The 24,214-nt window shown below is 60.1% G+C and carries 25 protein-coding genes and 1 tRNA gene; 24 read left to right on the top strand and 2 right to left on the bottom strand.

The window, feature by feature from the left end; genetic code table 11:
• Window positions 1-15: 15 nt before the first annotated feature.
• From ndk to Q9Q94_RS15755, 16 genes are all read left to right on the top strand, one after another.
• Complete coding sequence (gene ndk, locus Q9Q94_RS15830) at window positions 16-441, top strand: nucleoside-diphosphate kinase (RefSeq protein WP_305981088.1); 426 nt, start codon at window positions 16-18, stop codon at window positions 439-441.
• 48 nt (window positions 442-489) lie between these two features.
• Window positions 490-1,581, top strand: a complete 1,092-nt coding sequence (gene rlmN, locus Q9Q94_RS15825) for a 23S rRNA (adenine(2503)-C(2))-methyltransferase RlmN (RefSeq protein ID WP_305981087.1) — start codon at window positions 490-492, stop codon at window positions 1,579-1,581.
• 38 nt (window positions 1,582-1,619) lie between these two features.
• On the top strand, window positions 1,620-2,390 hold the full coding sequence (gene pilW / locus Q9Q94_RS15820; RefSeq protein WP_305981086.1) for a type IV pilus biogenesis/stability protein PilW: 771 nt from the start codon (window positions 1,620-1,622) through the stop codon (window positions 2,388-2,390).
• Entirely contained in the window at window positions 2,387-3,403 is a 1,017-nt protein-coding gene (locus Q9Q94_RS15815) for a RodZ domain-containing protein (protein WP_305981085.1), read from the top strand. Before pilW ends, Q9Q94_RS15815 begins: the two co-directional genes overlap by 4 nt.
• A 10-nt stretch (window positions 3,404-3,413) precedes the next feature.
• Complete coding sequence (gene ispG / locus Q9Q94_RS15810; RefSeq protein ID WP_305981084.1) at window positions 3,414-4,658, top strand: flavodoxin-dependent (E)-4-hydroxy-3-methylbut-2-enyl-diphosphate synthase; 1,245 nt, start codon at window positions 3,414-3,416, stop codon at window positions 4,656-4,658.
• Window positions 4,659-4,661: 3 nt separating this feature from the next.
• Window positions 4,662-5,948: a histidine--tRNA ligase gene (gene hisS, locus Q9Q94_RS15805; protein ID WP_305981083.1), complete on the top strand. Its 1,287-nt coding sequence runs from the start codon at window positions 4,662-4,664 to the stop codon at window positions 5,946-5,948.
• 25 nt (window positions 5,949-5,973) lie between these two features.
• Window positions 5,974-6,624: a tetratricopeptide repeat protein gene (locus Q9Q94_RS15800; protein ID WP_305981082.1), complete on the top strand. Its 651-nt coding sequence runs from the start codon at window positions 5,974-5,976 to the stop codon at window positions 6,622-6,624.
• Complete coding sequence (gene bamB, locus Q9Q94_RS15795; RefSeq protein WP_305981081.1) at window positions 6,624-7,760, top strand: outer membrane protein assembly factor BamB; 1,137 nt, start codon at window positions 6,624-6,626, stop codon at window positions 7,758-7,760. The genes Q9Q94_RS15800 and bamB overlap by 1 nt, the downstream gene beginning before the upstream one ends.
• Before the next feature lie 18 nt (window positions 7,761-7,778).
• A complete protein-coding gene (gene der / locus Q9Q94_RS15790; protein WP_305981080.1) occupies window positions 7,779-9,107 on the top strand; it encodes a ribosome biogenesis GTPase Der in 1,329 nt (442 codons plus the stop codon).
• A gap of 87 nt (window positions 9,108-9,194) precedes the next feature.
• On the top strand, window positions 9,195-9,458 hold the full coding sequence (gene hfq / locus Q9Q94_RS15785) for an RNA chaperone Hfq (RefSeq protein ID WP_305981079.1): 264 nt from the start codon (window positions 9,195-9,197) through the stop codon (window positions 9,456-9,458).
• Window positions 9,459-9,571: 113 nt separating this feature from the next.
• A complete protein-coding gene (gene hflX / locus Q9Q94_RS15780) occupies window positions 9,572-10,738 on the top strand; it encodes a GTPase HflX (protein WP_305981154.1) in 1,167 nt (388 codons plus the stop codon).
• Window positions 10,739-10,752: 14 nt separating this feature from the next.
• Window positions 10,753-11,991 (top strand): FtsH protease activity modulator HflK, encoded by a 1,239-nt coding sequence (gene hflK, locus Q9Q94_RS15775; protein WP_305981078.1) that lies wholly within the window; start codon window positions 10,753-10,755, stop codon window positions 11,989-11,991.
• Window positions 11,991-12,875: a protease modulator HflC gene (gene hflC / locus Q9Q94_RS15770; RefSeq protein WP_305981077.1), complete on the top strand. Its 885-nt coding sequence runs from the start codon at window positions 11,991-11,993 to the stop codon at window positions 12,873-12,875. Before hflK ends, hflC begins: the two co-directional genes overlap by 1 nt.
• Window positions 12,876-12,877: 2 nt before the next feature.
• Entirely contained in the window at window positions 12,878-13,063 is a 186-nt protein-coding gene (locus tag Q9Q94_RS15765) for a DUF2065 domain-containing protein (protein WP_305981076.1), read from the top strand.
• 8 nt (window positions 13,064-13,071) lie between these two features.
• A complete protein-coding gene (locus tag Q9Q94_RS15760) occupies window positions 13,072-14,232 on the top strand; it encodes an ATP phosphoribosyltransferase regulatory subunit (protein ID WP_305981075.1) in 1,161 nt (386 codons plus the stop codon).
• An 11-nt stretch (window positions 14,233-14,243) separates the two neighbouring features.
• A complete protein-coding gene (locus tag Q9Q94_RS15755) occupies window positions 14,244-15,554 on the top strand; it encodes an adenylosuccinate synthase (protein ID WP_371929867.1) in 1,311 nt (436 codons plus the stop codon).
• Between the two features lie 132 nt (window positions 15,555-15,686).
• Here Q9Q94_RS15755 and Q9Q94_RS15750 read toward each other — a convergent pair.
• A tRNA-Leu gene (locus tag Q9Q94_RS15750) sits at window positions 15,687-15,771 on the bottom strand.
• A gap of 78 nt (window positions 15,772-15,849) precedes the next feature.
• Between Q9Q94_RS15750 and rnr the strand changes: the two genes are divergently transcribed.
• The 3 genes from rnr (at window position 15,850) to Q9Q94_RS15735 (ending at window position 19,832) form a co-directional block, all read left to right on the top strand.
• Window positions 15,850-18,600: a ribonuclease R gene (gene rnr, locus Q9Q94_RS15745; RefSeq protein ID WP_305981074.1), complete on the top strand. Its 2,751-nt coding sequence runs from the start codon at window positions 15,850-15,852 to the stop codon at window positions 18,598-18,600.
• The gene (rlmB, locus tag Q9Q94_RS15740) at window positions 18,593-19,330 is read left to right on the top strand and encodes a 23S rRNA (guanosine(2251)-2'-O)-methyltransferase RlmB (protein ID WP_305981073.1); all 738 of its coding nucleotides are present in this window, start codon (window positions 18,593-18,595) and stop codon (window positions 19,328-19,330) included. Before rnr ends, rlmB begins: the two co-directional genes overlap by 8 nt.
• 151 nt (window positions 19,331-19,481) lie before the next feature.
• Window positions 19,482-19,832, top strand: coding sequence for a hypothetical protein (locus Q9Q94_RS15735; protein WP_305981072.1), 351 nt, complete (start codon window positions 19,482-19,484; stop codon window positions 19,830-19,832).
• Between the two features lie 155 nt (window positions 19,833-19,987).
• On the opposite strand, the gene Q9Q94_RS15730 is transcribed toward Q9Q94_RS15735, so the two are convergent.
• Window positions 19,988-21,190, bottom strand: a complete 1,203-nt coding sequence (locus Q9Q94_RS15730) for a PLP-dependent aminotransferase family protein (protein ID WP_305981071.1) — start codon at window positions 21,188-21,190, stop codon at window positions 19,988-19,990.
• Between the two features lie 62 nt (window positions 21,191-21,252).
• Between Q9Q94_RS15730 and Q9Q94_RS15725 the strand changes: the two genes are divergently transcribed.
• The 5 genes from Q9Q94_RS15725 (at window position 21,253) to Q9Q94_RS15700 (ending at window position 24,143) form a co-directional block, all read left to right on the top strand.
• Complete coding sequence (locus Q9Q94_RS15725; protein ID WP_305981070.1) at window positions 21,253-21,711, top strand: MarR family winged helix-turn-helix transcriptional regulator; 459 nt, start codon at window positions 21,253-21,255, stop codon at window positions 21,709-21,711.
• Between the two features lie 43 nt (window positions 21,712-21,754).
• On the top strand, window positions 21,755-22,387 hold the full coding sequence (gene upp, locus Q9Q94_RS15720; protein ID WP_305981069.1) for a uracil phosphoribosyltransferase: 633 nt from the start codon (window positions 21,755-21,757) through the stop codon (window positions 22,385-22,387).
• Between the two features lie 16 nt (window positions 22,388-22,403).
• The gene (locus tag Q9Q94_RS18050) at window positions 22,404-23,114 is read left to right on the top strand and encodes an FKBP-type peptidyl-prolyl cis-trans isomerase (protein ID WP_371929866.1); all 711 of its coding nucleotides are present in this window, start codon (window positions 22,404-22,406) and stop codon (window positions 23,112-23,114) included.
• Between the two features lie 109 nt (window positions 23,115-23,223).
• Window positions 23,224-23,706, top strand: coding sequence for a Cys-tRNA(Pro) deacylase (gene ybaK, locus Q9Q94_RS15705; RefSeq protein ID WP_305981068.1), 483 nt, complete (start codon window positions 23,224-23,226; stop codon window positions 23,704-23,706).
• 8 nt (window positions 23,707-23,714) lie between these two features.
• Window positions 23,715-24,143, top strand: a complete 429-nt coding sequence (locus Q9Q94_RS15700) for a YqaA family protein (protein ID WP_305981067.1) — start codon at window positions 23,715-23,717, stop codon at window positions 24,141-24,143.
• Window positions 24,144-24,214 lie beyond the last annotated feature (71 nt).

The following is a 24,214-nucleotide window of genomic DNA, read 5'->3' as shown; positions in this document are numbered from 1 at the left end:
AAAGAGAGAAACGAAATGGCAATTGAACGAACCCTGTCCATCATCAAGCCCGATGCTGTCGCCAAGAACGTGATCGGCAAGATCTACCAGCGCTTTGAAGAGGCTGGACTGAAGATTGCTGCCGCCCGGCTGGTACAGCTGTCCGCGCAGGAGGCAGGGCAGTTTTACGCAGTGCACAAGGAGCGCCCCTTCTACAAGGATCTGGTGAGTTTCATGATTTCAGGCCCGGTCATGATCCAGGTGCTGGAGGGTGAGAACGCCATCGCGAAAAATCGCGAGCTGATGGGGGCGACAGATCCGAAGAAGGCTGCGCCGGGCAGCATCCGCGCCGATTTTGCGGATTCGATTGATGCCAATGCCGTGCATGGTTCGGATGCGCCGGAAACTGCCGCAGTGGAAGTGGCATTCTTCTTCCCCGGTATGAATGTGTATAGCCGTTAAGCTGCAATTGCCCGGTGCCTCGTGTGCCGGGCACTGATGTGAGTATTCATGCAAAACCTTCTCGATCTTGATGCCGATGCGCTGATTGCCTGGTTCGCCGAACGTGGCGAGAAGCCCTTTCGTGCGCGCCAGATCCTCCACTGGATCCATCGTTTCGGGGAAACCGATTTTGATGCCATGACCGATGTTGCCAAGAGCTTGCGCGCCAAGCTCAAGGAAACGGCCTGCATTCAGCCGCCCGTACCGGTGCGTGATAACGTGTCCACCGACGGCACGCGCAAGTGGCTGATGGATGTAGGCAATGGCAATGCCGTCGAGACGGTGTATATCCCTGAAACCAGTCGCGGCACGCTGTGCATATCCTCGCAGGCCGGTTGTGCTCTCGACTGCGCGTTCTGCTCGACAGGCAAACAGGGCTTCAACCGCAACCTCTCGGCCGCCGAGATCATCGGTCAGCTGTGGCTGGCCAACCGCTTGCTGGGCGCAACGGCTGATGGCGAGCGCATCATCAGCAATGTCGTAATGATGGGCATGGGCGAGCCTCTGGCAAATTTCGACAGCGTGGTTTCGGCCCTCAAACTGATGCTGGATGATCATGCCTATGGTTTGTCGCGCCGTCGCGTGACTGTCTCCACCTCCGGCATTGTGCCGGCCATGGATCGTCTGCGCGAAGAATGCCCGGTGGCTCTGGCCGTTTCATTGCACGCACCGAACGATGCGTTGCGCGACAAGCTGGTGCCGATCAATCAGAAATACCCGCTCAAGGACCTGCTGGCGGCCTGTCGCCGTTATCTGGAGCGGGCGCCACGTGATTTCGTGACGTTCGAATACATCATGTTGGCCGGCGTGAATGATCAGGACGAGCATTTGCGTCAGCTCATCGATATTGGTCGTCAGGTGTCGTGCAAGTTCAATCTGATTCCCTTCAATCCTTTTCCGCAGTCGGGGTTTCGGAGATCGTCAGCGCCGGTGGTCCGTCGCTTCTCGCAACTATTGAATGAAGCCGGTATCGTCACGACCACGCGCAAGACGCGCGGTGATGATGTCGATGCAGCCTGTGGCCAGCTTGCAGGCCAGGTGAAAGACAAAACGCGCAGAACCCAGAAACGTGTAGTTCCTATCAATGAGGTGCGGTCATGATGAAAAACCAGCCGGGATACATGCTGGCGCTATGCGCCGTGTTCCTGTCCGCCTGTACGCTTGATGTTGCTGCTCCGGGACCTGGTCCTGCGGTAGAGCTTGTGCGACCAAGCTCAGAGTTGCCAAGCACTTCTCCCGCACGAACCTCGGCCAAGGCGCACGTTGAACTGGGCAATATCTATCTTCGGGCTGACCGCAATGGCGTTGCTCTGGATGAGGCCCGGATTGCGATTGCAGCAGATAGCAGCTATGCCCCTGCCCATTTGTTGATGGCGATGGTTTACGCCAATCAGGAACAGTTTTCCATGGCGCGTCCCTCCTTTGAAGAGGCTGCACGTCTTGCTCCTGGAGACCCGGTCATCAATAATGCCTATGGCTGGTTCCTGTGCTCTCAGGGGCAGGAAAACATGGGGCTGCCGCGCTTGGAGCTGGCGGCGCGCAACCCCTACTATCAGACGCCGACACGAGCCTGGACCAATGCCGGGCTGTGTCTGTTGCGCAAAAAGGATGATGCTGCGGCCGAGGAGCGGTTTCTGCGGGCGATCCAGGCAGATGCAAGCAACGTAGCTGCGCTTGTTTATCTGGCGAATATTGCTTACCGGACGGATCGCCTCATGCGTGCCAAGCAGTGGATCGATAATGCCCAGCAGCAAATCCAGCGTGCCGATGTCGAGGTGCTCTGGCTGGCCACCAGGATCGAGAAAAAGCTGGGTAACAACGATGTGGTTCAGGCGTACGGCAAAAAAATGCGCAGCGAATTCCCTGGCTCGAACGAATACCAGCTTTATCTGCAAGGGAAATTCGAGTGAGTGACGTGATGCAGGACGACAATGGCAAGGCGCAGGCTCAGCCTGAGCAAGAAGTGGATTGGCTGGATCTGCGTGCGGAACGCGAGGCTCGTGGCCTGTCTCTCGGTCAGGTTTCGGCGCAACTCAAGCTGACCCCGCGCCAGATCGAAGCCATCGAGCGAGGAGATTTGTCGGCGCTGCCCGGATCGGCTTTTTCGCGAGGGTTTGTGCGCAATTACGCGCGTTTCCTGCAGCTTGACCCTGCGCCTTTCCTCGAGTTGATTGATGCGGGTGAGGGGCGAGAGCCGGTTGGCATTTCCTCTCCGATGTATTCTCCCGGTTTGGGGCGTATGCCTAGCCCCGGCAACTCGCGGCTCTCTGCGCTGCCGGCGGTTTTGGTCGTGCTGCTTTTGGCCTGCCTGCTGGGCCTGGGGTGGTCTTTTCACTGGTTTGAAGCACGCGAGGATGTTGCACTGCTGGATGGCAGCGAACAGCTCGATCCTGACGTCGAAGTGCTGGCGAATGCGACTGGCAGTGTCCCTGCTGCTGCGGTCAGCCAGGAGCCTGTATCCGGAATTTCTCTGGTTCCCGCGCCGAGTGCGTTGCTCTCTGCTCCGGTGGCACAGGCCAGTGCTGCGCCGGTTAGCCTGTCTGACATCCCCTCCGTGGCGGTTGTCGCAGGACAGAGTGCCCCGGTGACGCGTCAGGTCACCGCATCTTCGTCGCAAAGTAATGTCTCTGCATCCCGACCATCCATGTCTGCTCCTGTCACGGCTTCGCAGCCTGCGCTTGGCGGGTTACCACGGATTGTGCTGGGATTTGAAGGCGAGTCCTGGGTCGAAGTGCGGGACGCGACGGACAAGGTTGTGTTCGCGCGCTTGAATCAGGCTGGTGTGGTGCAGGAGGTGCAGGGGAGTGCGCCCTTTGTGCTGGTGATTGGTAATGCGCCAAAGGTTAAGCTGTCCTGGAAGGGGAAGCCTGTTGATCTGGCTCCTTATACCAAGGGCGATGTAGCGCGGTTGACCGTGCAGTAACAGGACGATCATGACGCAAGACGTTCCTTTGGCCCGCGCCCGGGCGCGGCATGCCACCCGCCTGGTAAAGATCGGGCAGGTTCAGGTTGGTTCCGCTGCGCCCATCGTGGTTCAGTCAATGACCAATACCGACACGGCCGATCACGTCGCGACGGCGATTCAGATCGCCCAGCTGGCACGAGCCGGGTCCGAATTGGTCCGGATCACCGTCAATAATGACGAGTCGGCCAAAGCTGTTCCGAAAATTTGTGAGCAACTTGCAAAGATGGGTGTGGACGTCCCTTTGATTGGCGACTTCCACTATAACGGTCACAAGCTGCTGATGGACAATCCCGCCTGTGCCGAGCTTCTTGCAAAATACCGCATCAATCCTGGGAATGTCGGACAGGGGGCCAAGCATGATCTGCAATTTGCGCAGATTGTCGAGCTTGCCTGCCGGTATGAAAAGCCGGTGCGGATCGGGGTTAATTGGGGCAGTCTGGATCAGTCTGTGCTGGCTCGCATGATGGATGCCAACAGTCAGCGTGCACTTCCGTGGGACGTCAGTGCAGTAATGCGAGAGGCGCTGATCGTTTCTGCCTTGGAGTCTGCGCAGATGGCGGAGGATGTTGGTCTTCGGGGAGATCGCATCATTTTGTCATGCAAGGTTTCCAGCGTACAGGACCTGATTGCAACATACCGAGAACTGGCTGTGCGTTGTGACTACCCTCTGCACCTTGGTTTGACCGAAGCGGGCATGGGCAGTAAAGGCATTGTTGCCTCGACAGCCGCGCTAGGTGTGCTTCTGCAGGAGGGGGTTGGTGACACGATTCGCGTGTCATTGACACCCGAGCCGAACGGGGCGCGCACACAGGAAGTGATTGTGGCGCAGGAAATCCTGCAGAGCATGGGCTTGCGGGCCTTTACTCCGATGGTCACGGCATGTCCTGGCTGTGGTCGTACGACCAGCAGTTTTTTCCAGGAGCTGGCGCAGAGTGTCCAGACCTACGTGCGTGAGCAGATGCCAACCTGGCGTGAACAGTACGATGGAGTTGAAAACCTTACGCTGGCGGTGATGGGGTGTGTGGTGAATGGCCCTGGCGAAAGCAAGCATGCCAATATCGGGATTTCACTACCCGGGACGGGAGAGACTCCCGCGGCACCTGTTTTTATTGATGGCGAAAAAGCCATGACTCTGCGCGGCGACAACATCGCCAACGAGTTCCGCGCCATACTCGACAGTTATGTGGCAACAAAGTACACCAAGAAAATTTGATCCATGAGCACCAAACTGCAAGGCATTCGCGGCATGAACGATTTGCTCCCTGATGAAGCGGAGCGCTGGGAGGCTTTTGAAGCCATAGTTCGGGATTGGCTCAAGAGTTACGGTTACAGGCCGATCCGAACTCCGATCCTTGAAGCCACCAAGCTTTTTTCGCGCGGTGTTGGTGAGCACACCGATATCGTTGAAAAGGAAATGTATTCCTTTGAAGATCGGCTCAATGGCGAGCAACTGACGCTGCGTCCTGAAGGGACCGCGTCCTGCGTGCGCTCAGTCATTGAACACAACCTGATTTTCCAGAATCCGCAGCGTCTTTACTACAGTGGCCCGATGTTCCGCCATGAGCGTCCTCAGAAAGGGCGCTATCGCCAGTTTCATCAAGTCGGCGTGGAGGCGCTGGGCTTCGCCGGTCCGGATATAGACGCCGAACACATCGTGATGTGTCGTCGTTTATGGGATGATCTCGGGCTGGAAGATGTTGAGCTGCAGCTCAATTCGTTAGGCGATGCAGAAGAGCGTGCTCGCCACCGCGGCGAGTTGATTGCCTATCTTCTGCGTCACGAGACCGAACTCGATGAGGATGGCAAGCGTCGCCTGCACACCAATCCGTTGCGGGTACTGGACACCAAAAATCCTGCCATGCAAGGAATTGTCGAGGCAGCCCCGAAACTCATCGACTTTCTTGGCAAAGACTCTCTGAACCACTTCGAGGCGGTTCAGTTCCTGTTGCGAGAAGCCGCAGTGCCTTATCGGATCAATCCTCGCCTGGTACGAGGGCTGGACTACTACAACCGGACCGTGTTCGAATGGACGACTTCGCGTCTGGGGGCGCAAGCAACTTTCTGTGCGGGTGGGCGATATGATGGGCTGATTGCCCAGTTGGGCGGCAAGCAGGCGCCTGCCTGTGGATTTGCCATGGGCATGGAGCGAATCATGCTGTTGTGGCTGGAGGGGCAGGACTCATCTGTTCCGTTGAGCGCGCCTGATGTTTACATGGTGCATCAGGGGGAGATGGCGCAGCCTTTTGCTTTCCGAGTCGGGGAGCTATTGCGCAGTGCAGGGTTCTCGGTGCTGTTCCACTGTGGCGGGGGCAGTTTCAAGTCGCAAATGAAGAGAGCTGATGCCTCAGGGGCTGCCTACGCGGTCATCGTCGGCGATAACGAAGCAGCGGCGGGCGAAGTTGCGTTGAAGTCCTTGCGCGAGGAGGGCGAGCAGCAGGCCGTGTCGCCCGAAGCGTTGACTGAATTACTGGTGAGTCGCCTTTATGGCGAATCTTCAACCTGATTTTTGAATGAAGGAACGAAATTAAATGGCAGCTTACGATCTGGAAGAGCAGGAGCAGCTATCGGCCATCAAGGCCTGGTGGGAAAAAAATGGCAATCGGGTGACGGGGGCCGCTCTGGCCTTGGCACTGGTTGTTGCCGGCACGACCGGGTGGCGCGCGTATCAGGCCAGACAGGCCGCTGAGTCGGGCGCCATCTATGGTGCGGTGGCTCAGGCCGATCAGTCCAAGGATGTTGCCAAGCTGCGCGTACTGACAGATGAAATCATCAGCAAACATGGCGATACGGCGGCAGCCGAACTAGCTGCGTTGCTGAGCGCCAAAGCGGAGATTGACTCTGGTGACGGCAAGGCTGCACGCAGCAGACTAGAGTGGGCTGCCAGCAAAGGGGCAGACCCTCTCTTGCGCGATCTGGCGCGTTTGCGACTGGCCAGCGTGCAACTGGATGAGAAAGATTACGCAGCGGCCCTGAAAACCTTGGAAGCCGCGCCTGCGCAGGCCTTCACTGCACGCTTTGAAGACCTGCGTGGTGACGTGTTGTTCGCCAAAGGGGAGCAGGAGGCGGCCCGGGATGCATACAAAAAAGCCGCGGATGCTATCGCACTGCAAGGCGGACAACAGTCGGCCGGGTTCCGCTCTGCTGTGCAAACCAAGCTGGAAGCCCTTGGAGGGGCCTGATGAAACTTCGCGCATTCGTTGTTCTGGTGCTGGCGTCGTCTCTTGGCGGCTGTTTTCTCTGGTCTTCCAGCAAGGGGCCGCAGCCTTCTCCGCTGCCTGTTTTCAACCCCTCTGGTGCTTTGCGGGAGCAGTGGCACAGCGGAGTTGGGTCCATCGAGGAGTCCATGCTGCGCCCTGCCTTGGCTGGCGGGAGTGTGTATGCAGCCAGCCGTAGCGGAACGCTGATGCGTTTTGATGCCACCGGGCGCGAATTGTGGCGGGTCAAGACTGCAGCGCGCTTGACTGGCGGTGTCGGGAGTGACAGTTCAGTCGTGGTGGTGGCCAGTAGTGACGGAATGCTGTTGGCTCACGATGCGGACAAAGGCGGTTTGCGCTGGAAGGTCGCGGTCGAAGGAGAAGTATTGGCGAGTCCCCTGGTTACGGGGGATCTGGTGGTCGTGCGGGTCGGCGACAACTTGCTGGCGGCCTATGGCGTAGCTGACGGCAAGCGTCGCTGGATATATCAGCGGGCTCAGTCGCCGCTGGCCTTGCGTAATTATGCGGGGCTGCTGCAGGCGGGGGATTTGCTGGTGGCAGGTTTTCCTGGCGGAAAGCTGGTGGCAGTCAGCGCAGGAGGTGGTGTTCAGCGCTGGGAGGCAACCATTGCACAACCCAAGGGCTCAAACGAACTGGAACGCATGACCGATGTTGTTGGCACACCGGTATTGCGTGGTGACGCTGTGTGCGTGGCTGCCTTTCAGGGGCGCGTTGCTTGTGTGGATCGTGATAGCGGGGTTGTGCGCTGGACTCGTGATTTCTCCTCCGCCGTCGGAGTTGATGCAGATGCCACTGCCTTGTATGTAACTGACGCAACGGATGCTGTTTATTCTCTTGATGCAAGCAATGGAGCCACTAACTGGAAGCAGGATAAATTGCTGCACCGGCGGGTGGGACGTCCAGCCATCGTGGGCAATTCGCTGGTTGTGGCGGATGCAGAGGGATATATGCATGTACTCAGTCGTCAGGACGGGCGGTTCATTTCCCGTCTGCGGGCTGATAGTTCGGGCATCAGCGCTCCTTTGCTGCAACTACCTAACAACGCGGTGGCGGTGCAGGCTCGTGATGGCAGCCTGTATGCGTTTTCCGTACCGCAATAAGCAGGGTCTGGAGTTGCAGTGAAACCTACGCTGGTTCTGGTCGGTCGACCCAATGTCGGCAAGTCCACTCTTTTTAACCGATTGACCCGCTCCCGCGATGCGTTGGTTGCGGATATGCCGGGCCTCACGCGAGACCGGCATTACGGGCACGGACGTCTCGGGTCCCGCTCCTATCTGGTGGTTGATACAGGTGGCTTCGAGCCCAATGCCAAGGATGGTGTTGTGGCTGAAATGGCACGTCAGGCTGAATCAGCGATTGCTGAAGGTGACGCCTTGCTGTTTATCGTGGACGGCCGCCTGGGCCTGACTCCGCACGACAAGCAGATCGCTGACACTTTGCGCCGCTCGGGACGCCCGGTTTACCTTGCTGTCAATAAAGGCGAGGGGATGAATCGGGATGCTTTCAGTGCCGAATTCCACGAATTGGGTTTCGGGCAGCCGTACGTGATTTCCGGTGCGCACGGAGAAGGCGTGCGAAGCTTGATCGACCTGATCCTTGAGCGCTTTCCCGAGGGCGAGGGGGCCGAGCAGGACACAGGTAGCGGGCCCAAGGTTGCGATTGTTGGCCGCCCGAATGTGGGCAAGTCCACATTGATCAATGCGCTGCTTGGCGAAGATCGTGTTATCGCTTTCGACATGCCAGGCACGACTCGCGATGCAATCGAGATCCCGTTTGAGCGCAATGGCAAGGCATATACGCTGATTGATACGGCGGGTTTGCGACGTCGTGGCAAAGTGTTTGAGACGATCGAAAAATTTTCGGTAATCAAAACCCTGCAGGCGGTAGAAGAGTCCAACGTTGCCGTGCTTGTTCTGGACGCGAGCCAGGATATTTCGGATCAGGATGCGCATATTGCAGGCTTTGTGCTTGAGGCTGGCCGGGCGCTGGTGCTGGCCGTCAATAAATGGGATGACGTGGACGAGTATCGCCGTGAGCGGGTCAAGGCCGATATCGCACGCAAACTTCATTTTCTGGGGTTTGCGCGGCATCACTACATTTCAGCTTTGCAGGCGCAAGGCATGGGGCCGCTGCTGAAGTCTGTCGACCTGGCTTATGCGGCAGCAATGGCCAAGCTGCCAACCCCAAAATTGACCCGGACACTTGTCGAGGCCATTGCCAAGCAGCAACCTCCTCGCCAGGGGATTTTCCGGCCGAAGATGCGCTACGCTCACCAAGGCGGGCAGAATCCTCCTGTGGTGGTGATCCATGGCAATGCACTTGATCACATTCCTGAGGCCTACCGACGCTATCTGGAGCGAACCTTCATGGACGTGTTCAAATTGCAGGGGACCCCGTTGCGCATTGAATTCCGGTCTGCGCGCAACCCCTATGCCGACAAGGACTAAGCCTGCTATCCTCCCAAGCTTGCCCGGCCATGCCTGACCGGACGGCTGGCGCATTACCCCATAACAATACACATGAGGGCCACAACCATGAGCAACAAAGGCCAATTGCTGCAAGACCCCTTTTTGAATGTCCTGCGCCGGGAACACATCCCTGTTTCCATCTATCTGGTTAACGGTATCAAGCTGCAGGGCCATATTGAGTCGTTTGATCAATACGTGGTGCTGCTGAAGAACACTGTGACCCAGATGGTTTATAAGCATGCTATTTCTACCGTGGTGCCTGCGCGCGCGGTGTCAATTCCGCATGAAAACGGTGCGGCCGCATTGCCTGCCGAAGTCCCCAAGGAGTAAGTTGATCGGGCCTGGTCTGTCGGGCCGGCCCGACACGTTCTTTTGTATGCTTCGTATCCATGTTGTCCGGTTCTGGCGCCAAGCCATTGCCGGGCTTTCGCTTGTCCGCGCAGATGTTTGATCGTCCCGATTCCGCCGGTAATCGTGCTGTGCTGGTACAGCTTGATTTTGGTGTTGCAGGCCTTGCTGAGTGTCTGGCGGAGCTGCAACTGCTTGCTGATTCAGCCGGAGCGGCCACTGTTGCTGTTGTGCAAGGGCGTCGTCGGGCTCCTGACGCGGCGCTGTATGCCGGATCAGGCAAGGTTGAGGAGATCGCTGCCGCAGTTGCAGCGCATGATGCGGATATTGTTATCTTCAATCATGAGTTGAGCGCTGCCCAGCAACGAAATCTTGAGCGTGTGCTGCAGCGCCGGGTGATTGACCGAACCTCCCTGATTCTTGATATTTTTGCCCTGCGGGCCCAAAGCCATGAAGGCAAGCTGCAGGTAGAGCTGGCGCAGCTGGAACATCTGGCGACCCGGCTGGTGCGCGGATGGACCCACCTGGAGCGACAGAAAGGGGGGATTGGTCTGCGCGGCCCCGGCGAGAAGCAGCTCGAGACAGATCGGCGTCTGCTTGGCAATCGGGTCAAGTTGCTCAAGGACCGGCTCAAGCAACTGGAAAAACAGCGCAAGGTTCGGCGCCGCTCTCGGGAACGTAGTGAAGTGCCGATGGTCTCATTGGTCGGTTATACCAATGCGGGGAAATCGACCTTGTTTAATGCGCTGACCAAGGCTGGCGCCTATGCTGCCGATCAATTGTTCGCGACGCTGGATACAACGTCACGACGAATCTATCTGAGCGATGCGCAACGGCATATCGTGCTTTCAGACACCGTAGGCTTTATTCGTGACCTGCCCCATTCTGTGGTTGCAGCCTTTCATGCCACGCTCGAAGAAACAGCCAATGCTGACTTGCTCCTGCATGTGGTGGATGCTTCTTCGGAAGATCGGGAGGCACAGATTGCGGTGGTGAATCGTGTTCTGCGCGAGATAGGCGCTGGCGATGTTCCGCAGGTGCAGGTGTGGAACAAGATCGACATGACCCATGGTCTGCCGGCGGTTGAGGCAGATGGCTATGGTAAAATCGGGCGTGTTTTGCTCAGTGCCCGGACAGGTGATGGGCTGGATCTGTTGCGTCGCGTACTGACAACCCAGATGTTTCCTGCTTTATCCGCAGATCAGGCCGGTGATGCCGGGCTGATCAATTCGACCGACAATCCAGACCGAGTATCCCAATGATTACCGGACTTCTCATGTCAATTAATGACCCGCGCTGGGGCAATAAAAGCCAGGGCGACGACAAGCGTGGTAGCGAGCAGGGGCCTCCCGACCTCGAAGACATCTGGCGCGATTTCAATAGCCGTCTCGGCGGCTTGTTTGGCCGGTCTGGCGGTGGTGGTGCGGGGGGGGGCGAGAATCCGCCGCCGGTGTCTTCACGCCAACTTGGCGGCGGCGTCGGTTTGATTGTTGGCGTATTGCTGTTGCTGTGGGCCGGGAGCGGGTTTTATACGGTGGATGCCAGCCAACGCGGTGTAGTACTGCGTTTTGGAAAGTTCCAGGCCATTACCAACGAAGGTTTGCAGTGGCACATTCCCTATCCGGTCGAGTCGGTTGAGCTGGTCAATGTGACGCGCGTGCGTACCGTTGAAATCGGTTTCAGAGCCTCTGATCGAACCAAGAATCTGCATGAGTCACTGATGCTGACGGATGATGAAAACATCATCAACATCCAGTTTGCCGTTCAATACACATTGAATGATCCGGCTGAATTCCTGTTCAGCAACAAGGATCCGGATGCCGCTGTCAAACAGGTTGCTGAATCAGCAATGCGCGAGATTGTCGGTAAGAGCAAAATGGATTTTGTTCTTTATCAGGGACGCGAAGCGATAGCCAAGGATGCGCAGCTGTTGATCCAGCGAATTCTGAATGATTACAAGGTCGGTGATTACAAGAGCAGTGGCATTCAGGTCAGCAAGGTGACGATGCAGAATGCTCAGCCGCCGGAGCAGGTTCAGGATGCCTTCAATGATGCAACAAAAGCTGTCCAGGACCGAGAGCGCCTGAAGAGCGAGGGGCAGGCCTATTTCAACGATGTCGTGCCCAAGGCTGAGGGTACGGCCGCACGTTTGCGTGAAGAGGCCATGGGATATTCCGGTCGCGTGGTTGCGCAGGCAGAGGGCGATGCCAGTCGCTTCAAGCAGGTATTCGCCGAATACGCCAAAGCTCCTGAGGTAACACGGAATCGCATGTATATCGACGCGATGCAGCAGGTGTATTCGAGCACGTCCAAAGTCATGGTGGATGCAAAGGGAAATGGCAACCTGCTCTACCTGCCGCTGGACAAATTGATGCAGGCAAATGCGCCTGTGCCGCCTGACGCTGCTGTTACGCCAGCCAAGCCGGCAGTCCCGGAAACGCCGCAGACGTTACCGCGGCAGGATGTTGATAGCCGTCGCGATGCTTTGCGCAACCGTGAGCGGGGAGAACGTTGATGAATTCGCGCTTGCCTGTTGTTCTGGGTTTTGTCCTGCTTGTCGTCGTCCTGCTGGCGATGTCGGTGTTCACCGTGGATCAGCGAAACTACGCGCTGGTTTTTCAGATGGGCGAAATCAAACGCTTTGAAGTGGAGCCGGGACTCAAGTTCAAGCTGCCACTGATCCAGGATGTGAAGTATTTCGATCGGCGCATCCTCACTCTGGACTCTCCCGAATCGGAGTTGTTCCAGACGGCGGAGAAGAAAAATGTCTTGGTGGATTCTTTCGTCAAATGGCGAATCAAGGATCCGGCCGTTTTTTATCGCGCTTTCGGAGTGGAAGAGATCCGGGCCCGCAGTCGTCTGGAGCAGACGGTCAATGCGGTGTTGCGCGAGGAGTTCGGTACGCGCCAGATGCATGATGTGATTTCCGGCAAGCGGCAGAGCTTGATGGCGGCCGTGAAAACCAAAGCTGCTGCGGACTCCGTGCAGTACGGTGTGGAAATCGTGGATGTCCGTGTCAAGCGCGTAGAGTTGCCAACCGATGTCAGCGATTCCGTTTATCGCCGCATGGAAGCTGAACGCAAGCGCGTGGCCAATGAGTTGCGCTCCACCGGCGGGGCCGAAGCCGAACAGATCAAGGCCGACGCAGACAAGCGGCGTGAGGTTGTGGTGGCTGAAGCCTATCGCGACGCACAGAAGATCAAGGGCGAGGGTGATGCCAAGGCTGCAGCAATCTACGCCGAGGCTTTTGGTCGCAGCCCGGAGTTCTACCGGTTCTGGCGCAGCATGGAAGCCTACAAGCAAACCTTCCGCAGCAAGAGTGATGTGCTGGTGGTGGATCCGTCCTCCGATTTCTTCAAATACATGAAGAATGGCGCTGGCAAAGAGGGCGTGAAGTAGTCATGCTGCGTTTCGTACTGGCGGCCTTCGCATTGATGCTGATGCTTGAAGGTCTGCTCCCCCTGATTGCGCCCAAGGTCTGGCGCGAGACCTTTGCGCGCATCACTCGCATGGCAGATGGCCAGATCCGGTTCTTCGGTCTGGCATCTCTCCTGCTGGGTGCTGTCCTTTTCATCCTGATCAAGTAAGACTTCCCATGGCTTTGCCACGCTGGGCTTTGCCCGAATATTTTGAAGATGTGCTGCCGCTTGAAGCGCAGCGTGTGGAAAATCTGCGCCGGAGATTGCTCGATGAGTTCCGGCTGCATGGTTATCAACTGGTCATTCCGCCGGCTGTCGAGTATCTCGATTCATTGGTGTCCGGCACCGGGCAGGACATGGCAGACACCATGTTCAAGTTTGTCGATCAGATCTCCGGCCGCACGCTTGGCTTGCGAGCGGACACCACGCCGCAGGTGACCCGTATTGATGCTCACCTGCTCAACCGGAACGGTGTGGCGCGCATGTGCTACTGCGGCCCCGTGGTGCATGTACTGCCGCGTTCCATGAGTGCCTCGCGTGAGCCTCTGCAGATCGGCGCGGAGCTGTATGGTCACGCTGGCATCGAAGCGGATGTTGAGGTTCTTCGTCTGCTTGCGCGGACCCTGCAGCTTGCTGGCGCGCGTACCAGTCGTATCGACGTGGGGCACGTTGGCTTGTTCCGCACACTGAGCTCCCTGGCCGGACTGAATGCGGTAGCCGAGAAGACCTTGTTCGGCATTCTGCAAGCCAAGGATGTGCCTGGGCTGCGTGAGTTCGTTGCCAATATTTCCGAGCCTGCGCGTTCCGGTTTGCTGGCCTTGCCAGAGCTCTATGGCGACGTCAGTGTGCTGCTGCGTGCGCGTGATGTGTTGCCCAACGTTCCCGGCGTGCATGCTGCGCTGGATGAGCTGTTGCATCTGTCGCGGCAGCTCGGCGATTTGCCGTTGAGTTTCGATCTGGCAGATCTGCGCGGCTATCACTACCACACCGGACTGATGTTCGCAGCCTACTGTGGGGCATCGCCGACTGCGGTGGCGCTGGGCGGACGCTATAACGAAGTGGGACGTGAATTCGGGCGGGCACGTCCTGCAACGGGGTTCAGTCTGGATGTGCGCGAGCTGGCGGCTTTGGGGCCCGATGTCCGAGCTGTCGGTGCGGTGCTGGCGCCGATCGATTCAGCGCCAGAACTGGCGGCGCTGGTTGCACAATTGCGGGCTGCGGGTGAGATAGTGATGCTGGAGTTGCCTGGACACGTCGGGGATTGGCGTGAAGCAGGTTGCGACCGGCGTATCGTATCGAATGACGGCGCCTGGGGCGTCGTGGCACTGGAAGACTGAGGAAGATTCAAATGGCAAAGAACGTAGTGGTCGTCGGCACGCAGTGGGGCGATGAAGGCAAAGGCAAGATCGTCGACTGGCTGACCGATCACGCACAGGGCGTGGTGCGTTTCCAGGGGGGGCACAATGCGGGCCACACGCTGGTGGTGGGCACCAAGGAGTACAAGCTGAATCTTGTGCCTTCCGGCATCGTGCGTGAAGGCGTGCAGTGTTACATCGGCAATGGAGTGGTGCTGGATACCCACCATCTGCTGTCTGAAATCGCAATTCTTGAAAAGGATGGCATCGAGGTGCGTTCGCGTCTCAAGGTCAGCCCTGGCTGTCCTCTCATTCTGGCCTGCCATTCCGCACTCGACAAAGCGCGTGAGGCCAAGAAATGTGCGGCAGACAAGATCGGCACTACCGGCAAGGGCATTGGCCCGGCCTATGCCGACAAGGTTGCCCGGCGCGCCTTGCGTGTATACGACCTGTTCTATCCGGAGCGTTTCGCCGTCAAGCTGCGCGAAGTGCTGGAGTATCACAATTTCGTGCTGACCCAGTATCTGGACGCCGAACCGGTGGATTTCCAGACGGTGTATGACCAGGCCATGAAGGATGCCGAGGCGATCCGCCCGTTGGTCTCCGATATTTCCGCCGATCTGTATGCCGCAAACAAGGCGGATCAGAACCTGCTGTTTGAGGGCGCACAAGGCTCCCTACTGGATATCGACCACGGCACGTATCCGTTCGTGACCTCGTCCAACTGCGTCGCCGGGCAGGCCGCGGCGGGCGCGGGTGTCGGCCCTGGCATGCTGCACTACGTGCTGGGCATCACCAAGGCATACTGTACGCGTGTGGGTGGCGGCCCTTTCCCGAGTGAGCTGGATATCGAAACCAAGGGTACGCCGGGTGAGCAGATGTCGACGGTGGGCCGCGAATTTGGCACCGTAACAGGTCGCAAACGTCGCTGCGGCTGGTTTGATGCGGCAGCGCTGCGTCGTTCGGCCTGCATCAACGGCTTGACGGGCTTGTGCATTACCAAGCTGGATGTGCTGGATGGCCTGGATGAGCTGAAGATCTGCACCGGCTACATGCTGCACGGCAAGAAGGTTGATCTGCTGCCGATCGGTGCCGACGACGTGGCGGCGTGCGAGCCGATCTACGAAACCGTGCCGGGCTGGAAAGAAACGACTTTTGGCGTTAAACGCTGGGAAGATCTGCCGGCGGCGGCCCGGAACTATCTGAATCGCCTGGAAGAAGTCTGCGAAGTGCCGATCGCGATCATCTCGACCGGCCCCGAGCGCGACGAGACGATTCTCAAGCAACATCCGTTTGCTGCCTGATGCAAAAAGGCCGGCGTAAGCCGGCCTTTCACCTTTTATATCCCTGTCGCAGAATCAAAAGTTGATTGAAACGAACAGCAAAAGCAGAAAAGAAAAAAGCCAAGTCAAAAGACTTGGCTTTTCCCCCGAATTTGGTGCCCAGGAGAGGACTCGAACCTCCACACCTTGCGGCACTAGTACCTGAAACTAGCGCGTCTACCAATTTCGCCACCTGGGCAATTCACGCTGCAGTTGCGACGTGAGACCGGCATTATAAGGACTAAGAACAATGAGTCAAGTACCACAACAGAAGAAAATGAAAAAACCACGCGTGTCGAAAATCCGTCGTGCCGATCCGTTCTTTGAGCGCGAAGCAGAGAAGTATGAATTCCCCCTGCCTTCGCGCGAATACATCCAGCAGATTCTGGAAGACGCAGGCTGCCCGCTGAGTGCGGAAGAGCTGGCGGGTGAGCTGGATATTCGTGCGGAAGAAGATGAACACTTTGCGCGTCGTCTCGGCGCCATGGAGCGTGCCGGTCAGCTCATGCGCAATCGGCGCGGCAGCTACATCCTGCCGGACAAGGCTGACCTCATTGCGGGACGTGTCGAAGGCCATCCAGACGGCTTCGGCTTTCTCGTGCCGGATGATGGCTCGGAAGACCTGTTCCTCGGCCCGCGTGCGATGCGTGAAGTGCTGCACGGCGACCGTGCGCTGGTGCGCGCCGTGGGCGTCGATCAGCGCGGGCGCCGCGAAGCCAAGGTCATCGAGGTGTTGGAACGGGCGAATACCAGCGTGGTTGGTCGCGTCACGGTGGAGGCCGGCGTGGCGATGGTGCTGCCGGAGAACCGGCGCATCAGTCAGGGCATCCTGCTGGCGCCGGGAGGCAAAACCAAGCCCAAGGCCGGACAGGTCGTCACGGTCGAATTGCTGCAGCAACCCACTCAGCATAGCCAGCCGATCGGCCAGATCGTCGAGACCCTGGGTAACTACGCCGACGACGGTATGGAAATCGAGATCGCGTTGCGCAAACATGATCTGCCCTTCGAGTTCTCGGACGAAGTGAAGGCTGAAGCCAAGAAGCTGCCCGATGTGGTGCGCAAGAAAGACTGGACGCCGGGGCGCGAAGACATCCGCTCGCTGCCGCTGGTGACCATCGATGGCGAGACCGCCAAGGATTTCGATGACGCGGTGTTCTGCGAGAAGCAGGGCAAGGGCTATCGCCTGATCGTGGCGATTGCTGACGTGAGTCACTACGTAACGCCTGGTAGCGCGCTGGAGGCCGAAGGTCTCGCGCGCGGCAACTCGGTGTATTTCCCGCGCCGGGTGATTCCGATGTTGCCGGAGAAGCTCTCCAACGGCTTGTGTTCGCTGAACCCGCAGGTCGAGCGCCTGTGCATGGTCTGCGACATGTCGATCAACGTATCCGGCGAGATCAAGGCCTACCGTTTCTATCCCGGCGTGATGTTCTCGCACGCGCGCCTGACCTATAACAAGGTCGCAGCGATGCTGTACGGTAACGAAGAAGGGCAGCTCGACGACACCTTGCGCGCCGAGCACGCAGCCCTGCTGCCGCATCTGGAAAACCTCGACGTGCTGTTCCGCATCCTGCTCAAGGCGCGCGCCAAGCGCGGCGCCATCGAGTTCGAGACGGTCGAGACCAAGATGGTCTTTGGCGACGACGGCAAGATCGAGCGCATCGTGCCGGAGCGCCGCAACGACGCGCACCGCCTGATCGAGGAGTGCATGCTGGCAGCCAACGTGTGCGCCTCCGAATTCCTGCAGAAGCACAAGCAGCCTTCGCTGTACCGTGTGCATGAAGGTCCGTCCGCCGACAAGCTAGGCAAACTGCGTGAATTCCTCGCCGAGTTCGGCTTGGGGCTGGGCGGCGGTGACTCGCCGCGGGCGGCCGATTTCGCCAAGGTCGTCGACAAGATCAAGGATCGGCCGGACGCCCAGCTGATCCAGACGGTGATGCTGCGCTCCATGCAGCAGGCCGTGTACAGCCCGGAGAACGTCGGTCACTTCGGTCTGGCCTACGAGGCTTACACCCACTTCACCTCACCGATCCGGCGCTACCCTGACCTGCTGGTGCACCGGGCGATCAAGGCGGTGCTCACCAAAACGCGCTATGAGCCGAGTGCCGGGCCCGTCGAGCTGCTCAAGGATACGCGCCGACGCAAGGGCGGCGCCAAGCCCAACGAGGCCCGCGAAAAGGCTGCGCGTGAAGCCAGTGTCAAGCATGCAGCGTCTGCCGCCAAGAACGGCATCTGGGAAGACATCGGGGTGCATTGCTCGCAGACCGAGCGCCGTGCCGACGAAGCGAGCCGCGACGTGGAAACCTGGCTCAAGTGTTTCTACATGCAGGACCGCGTAGGCGATCAGTACGCCGGAATCGTCACCTCGGTCGCGTCTTTTGGTATCTTCGTGACCCTTGATGATTTGTTCGTCGAAGGCTTGGTGCATATTTCCGATCTGGGCGCGGACTATTTCCACTTCGACGAGGCTCGTCATGCGCTGGTCGGTGAGCGCACAGGTCAGCAATTCCGTCTCTCGGATCGTGTGAGCGTGCAATTGGTGCGGGTAGATCTGGAGTCGCGCAAGATCGACTTCAAGCTCGTCTCCGGCGGGGCGCGGCCGACGGAACGTGTGGGCAAGACCGCACGCGACAGTCAGCGCGAACCGCGGCGTGAGACATCGCGTGCGGGGTCTCGTGAAATACCGCGTGCCGTGGTGCGTGAAACTCCACGCGAAGTCGCAAAGCCGGCATTACGCGAAAGCAAGCGCCCGGCGCCGGCCGCCAGTTTTGGCGAAGACGAGCCGGTGAGCTGGCGCGATCTGGCCGGCGTGCCGGCCAAAGGCTCGCCGCGCGAAACCGTCAAGGCGGCTTTGCTGGGTGGTTCCGGCAAGAGCGTGCCAAAGAGTGGCGCTGCGCCTGCCTCTGCAGGTAAGGTGTCTGGAAAGCCGCGCGTAGCCTCATCGGCCAGCAAGCCTGCCCGAAAAACCAATACCGGCGCCGCTCGCGGCGCTGCCTCTGGATCGAAGAAGAAAGGAAGCCCGCGTGGCTGAGACCCGTTTCATTCATGGCTTTCATGCCGTTGCTGCCAAACTCAAGCACGACCCGGACGCCATCCTCGAACTGCACGTCGCCGCCCAGCGTGGCGATGCGCGCGCCCGTGATCTGCTGAGCAAGGCCGAGGCCGCCGGCGTGCGCATCATGCCGACCGACACGGCGCGTCTGGACGGCATGGCCGGCACTTCGCGGCATCAGGGCGTGGTCGCCAAGATCGACCCGCGCCACAAGGTGCTGCACCTGTCGGACCTCCTCGAAGACCTGACCGAAAATGCGTTGTTTCTGGTGCTTGATGGCATTCAGGACCCGCACAACCTCGGCGCCTGTCTGCGGGTGGCTGATGCGGCGGGGGTGCATGCCGTGATCGCCCCCAAGGATCGCGCCGTGGGCCTGAATGCCACGGCCATGAAGGTTGCCAGTGGTGCCGCCGATACGGTGCCTTACATCGTCGTGACCAATCTGGCGCGTACCCTGCGCGAGTTGCAGGACGCCGGCGTGTGGTGTGTTGGCGCGGCCGGTGAAGCCACCAAGACGATCTACGAGATCGACCAGAAGGTGCCGACGGCCTGGGTGCTGGGGGCCGAGGGGGATGGCCTGCGCCGCCTGACGCGCGAGACCTGCGACGAGCTGGCCAAGATTCCGATGCTGGGTTCGGTGGAGAGCCTCAATGTGTCGGTGGCTTCGGGCCTCTGTCTGTTCGAGGCGCGCCGCCAGCGCGCGGGGTGACTGACGGCGCTGGCCGTGCTGGATGGCGCGCGAGTATGATCAGTGCGCTGTCTGCAGGGTTCGGGCGCGGTGATTGCGCCTCCGTACACTGCGCCCAAAGCGCCGCCGGCGCGACCGCTGCATGTATGTCACAGACGCAAGGAGATGCAACATGAGTGATGCATTGACCGCAAAGCTGAAAGACGCACCCGCCGCCTTCTACCCACGCCAGTTGATGGCGTCCTACCCGCGGATCGTGGACCGGATCGTGCAGTTGTGGGGTTCTCCGGAGATCGAGCCGTATTTCCAGGAACTGATGCTGACCGACCGGGAGGGGCGCCAAGGCTTTCCGCAGCCGGTTCTGACCGAGATCCTGAACCTGCGCACCTGGTACCGTTCACTGTTGCCACCCCAGCCCCGCACCGTGGATACCTGGACCGACATGATCGAAGAGGATGGCGACAGCCGTCAGACCCGCTCCGCGAATGATCTGGAGTTTGATCCCGGCGCAGCGCAGAAATAGTCCGGCAAGAAACCGCCAACCAGAAAAAAGCCGATCACAGGATCGGCTTTTTTCCATCCGCGGCAGGCATGCCGGAGAGCCTTGTCTGGCGGACGTTTACAGCATGCCTGCCTGAAGATTGGCGCGCGACAAGCCTCTCCGGGCAGGTTGGCTGCTCAGGCAGGCTGGGGGCGGCTCTGCAGGTCCTGTGCAGTACGGATGCACCGTGCCAGCGTGGCCAGCCCGCTTTCCATCTCCTCCGGTGTGGCGCGGCTGTAGTTCAGGCGCAGGTACTGGTGACCTTCGGCGGGCTGGGCGAAAAAGGCTTCGCCGGGCATGAAGGCCACGCCTTGCTCCAGCGCCCGGTCGAGCATGGCACGGGTGGCCTGCAGTTCACCGCGCAGCTTCAGCCAGAAGAACAGCCCGCCGCGCGGCATCTGCCAGTCGGCAATGGCGCCGAAGTGGCGCTCCAGTGCCGCTTGCATGGCGTCGCGGCGCACGCGATAGCCGGCGCGCAATCGTTCCAGATCCCGGCCGCGCGTGTCGCTGTTGAGCCAGTGCGCCACGGCGGCCTGACCGGGGCGCTGCGTGTGCAGATCGGCCGCCTGCTTCAGGCGCACCAGATGCGGCATCAGCGCCGGGTGGGCGGCGAGGAAACCCATGCGCCAGCCCGGCCACAGGATCTTTGAAAAACTGCCCAGATAGATCCACGGCGCGCGCTTGAGCAGCGAGCAGATCGGCGTCATCGGGTGATCCACATCCAGCGCCACGCTGCGGTAGGGCTCATCTTCGATCAGGATGACGTTGTAGCGGTCGAACAGTTCGGCCACGGCGACGCGGGCGGCGGCGCTGTAGCAGGCGCCGCCCGGATTCTGGAAGCAGGGAATGAGGTAGGCGGCGCGCGGACGTTTGGTTGCCAGCAGGTGTTCGAGCGCGACCAGATCGGGGCCTTCGGCGCCGAGCGGTGCGCACACGATGTCGGCCCCGAAAAGCTGGAATACCTGCAGCGCGGCGACATAGGTCGGGCCTTCGCAGAGCAGCGGCGTGCCTTCGTCGATGAGCAGCTTGGCGGCAAAATCCAGCCCCTGCTGCGAGCCGGCCAGGGCCAGCACCTGGTCGGGTGTCACCTGCAGGCCGGTCTCCCCGATCCAGTGCGCAACCGCGGTGCGGAAGGCTGGCTCGCCTTCGCTGGTGCCGTACTGGTAAAGTGCCGGCGCTGCCGTGGCTTCCAGCGGCAGTTGCGGCATCAGGTCGGCGGCGGGCAGCCCGCCCGCGAAAGAGATCATGCCGGGGCGGGCGGCGGCGGCAAGGATGTCGCGCACCAGAGAAGACTTCAGGCGTTCGGTGCGGCGGGCAAGCTGCAAATCAGGAGAGCTCATGGCGGTGTCGATTTACGTCAAATGTGTTGACCAATATGCGCGCGTGATTTATAAAAGTCAACATGCTTGACCAAAATTCCTCCTCACGCGAAGCCTCGCTCCATGCGGCGATCGAAGTCTTCTTCTACGCTTACCGGGCCTTCACTGCGCAGCCAGACGCCATCCTTGCCGAGCGCGGGCTGGCGCGCGTGCATCACCGCATCCTGTATTTCGTGGCGCGTCGTCCCGGGCAGCGGGTCAATGAACTGCTCAGCACGTTGGGGGTCAGCAAGCAGGCCCTGCATGCGCCGCTCAAGCAGCTGGTCGAACTCGGGCTGGTGGTGGTCGCGGCAGACGCCAGCGACGGGCGCGCGCGCTGCCTGTCGCTCAGTGCCGAGGGAGCGGCGCTCGAAGCGCGGCTGTCGCAGACCCAGCGCGAGCTGCTGGCGAGCATTTTTGCCGGGCAGGGCGAGGCCGCCGAGCTTGCGTGGCGGCAAGTGATGCAGGAGTTGGCAGGCAAGCCGGGCGCCGGACAGGCATAATTCGCCCATCGCAACTTCGCCCTGGCGCACAAGGAAGCACGTCATGCCCGTCATCGCAGTCAATCACCCGCTCGTGCAACACAAAATCGGTCTCATGCGTGAGGCCGACATCTCCACCAAGAAATTCCGCGAGCTGACCGCCGAACTGGCGCGCCTGCTGGCGTATGAAGCCACCGCCGATTTCGAACTGGGTCCGGTCATGATCGATTGCTGGAGCGGCCCGACCGAAATCCAGCAGATCAAGGGCAAGAAGGTTACCGTGGTGCCCATCCTGCGCGCCGGGCTGGGCATGCTGGATGGCGTGCTGGACATGATCCCCAGCGCCAAGATCAGCGTGGTCGGTCTGTCGCGTAATGAAGAGACGCTGGAACCGATCAACTATTTCGAGAAGTTCGTCGGCAATCTCGATGAACGCTGCGCCCTGATCATCGATCCGATGCTCGCCACGGCGGGCTCGATGATCGCCACTGTCGATCTGCTCAAGCGGCGCGGCTGCAAGGACATTCGTGCGCTGGTGCTGGTCGCCGCGCCCGAAGGCATTGCCGCACTGAACAAGGCTCACCCCGATGTGCGCTGCTGGACGGCCGCCATCGACAGCCATCTGAACGAGAACGGCTATATCATCCCGGGCCTCGGCGACGCCGGGGACAAGATTTTCGGCACCACGGCCAAATAAAAAGGACATTCCCGACATGAGCAATTCCACCACCACGGCCAGCGGCCTGATCTATGAAGACCTCGTCGTCGGCAACGGCGAAGCGGCGCAGGCCGGTCGTTCCGTGCAGGTGCATTACACCGGCTGGTTGACCACCGGCGAGAAATTCGATTCCAGCGTCGATCGCGACGAGCCCTTCGGCTTTCCGCTGGGCGGTGGGCACGTGATTCCCGGCTGGGACGAAGGTGTGCAGGGCATGCTGGTCGGCGGCAAGCGCAAGCTGACGATTCCCTCGCATCTGGCCTACGGCGAAGAAGGCGCGGGCGGCGTGATTCCGCCGAATGCCACGCTGGTCTTCGAGGTCGAGCTGCTCGGCATCGAGCCGGCGCTGGACATGACGATGCGCGATCCGGTCACCACCGCCTCCGGTCTGACCTACGACGACAGCATCTTCGGCACGGGCGCGCTGGCCAAGGCAGGTCAGTACGTGTCGGTGCATTACACCGGCTGGCTCACCACCGGCGAGAAATTCGACTCCAGCAAGGATCGTGGCGAGCCCTTCAGCTTCCCGCTTGGCGGCCGTCGCGTCATCGCCGGCTGGGACGAAGGCGTGCAGGGCATGAAGGTGGGCGGCACGCGCAAGCTGATCATTCCGCCCGAGCTGGGCTACGGCGCGCGCGGCGCCGGCGGCGTGATTCCGCCGAATGCGACGCTGGTATTTGAAGTGGAACTTCTCGACGTTCAGTAAGCCGCAACCCGTTCGGCCGGAGTGCGCTCGCAGAGCGCGTATCGAGGGCAAGGTCCTGGCCTCGATACGACGCTTCGCGTCACTCGGCTCGAACGGTTTGAGCAAATCCATGAAAGACAGCAAAGCCCCCGTCACCGCCGCGATCCGTGTGCTGCGCGAGCACAAGGCCGAATGGTCCGACCATCTCTACGACTACGAGGAGAAGGGCGGCACGGCGGTGAGCAGCCGCGAGCTGGGCGTTGCTGAGCATGCCGTGATCAAGACCCTGATCATGGAAGACGAGGCGAAGCGTCCGCTGATCGTGCTGATGCATGGCGACCGCGAGGTCTCGACCAAGAACCTCGCGCGTCATCTGGGCGTGAAGCAGATCCACCCGTGTGCGCCGGAAGTGGCCAATCGCCACTCCGGCTACATGGTGGGCGGCACCAGTCCCTTCGGCACCCGGCGGGCCATGCCGGTGTATGTGCAGCAGAGCATTCTCGAATTGCCGCAGATCTATATCAATGGCGGCAAGCGCGGCTACCTGATCGGCATTGCACCACAGGTGCTGGCGGACATTCTCAAGCCAGAGCTGGTTGACGCGATGGCCTGAGCGGGCGGATGGCCTATCTCTCGCTTTTCGCTGCGGCGCTGCTGGCGGCGACCCTGATTCCGGCTCAATCCGAACTGCTGCTCGCAGGCCTTCTGCTGGCGGGCAATCAGCCCGTGTGGGCGCTGATCGCGGTGGCGACGCTTGGCAATGTACTGGGCTCGGCGATCAACTGGTGGCTGGGGCGTTCGCTGCAGCGTTTTCGTGAGCGGCGCTGGTTTCCGGTCGGGCCAGCGGCGTTGGCGCGGGCGCAGCGCTGGTATCACCGCTGGGGGCGCTGGAGCCTGCTGCTGAGCTGGCTGCCGGTGATCGGCGATCCGCTGACCCTGGTGGCGGGCGTGCTGCGCGAGCCCTTCCTGTCATTCATCGCGATCGTTGGCGTGGCCAAATTTCTGCGCTACCTCGTGCTGGCGGCGCTGACCCTGCACTGGCTGGCGTGAAGAATTTGAAAAGCGAGCTGCTTGTAAAGCCGCATCTGGCGGGCGTCTTGAGTGCGCATGCCTGAAGAGTG

Origin of the sequence: Uliginosibacterium sp. 31-16 (assembly GCF_030730865.1) — a bacterium.
In the GTDB taxonomy this organism is placed as follows: Bacteria; Pseudomonadota; Gammaproteobacteria; order Burkholderiales; family Rhodocyclaceae; genus Uliginosibacterium.
The sequence above is the reverse complement of the archived record's forward strand: the minus strand, read 5'-3'. Positions and strand labels throughout refer to the sequence as shown.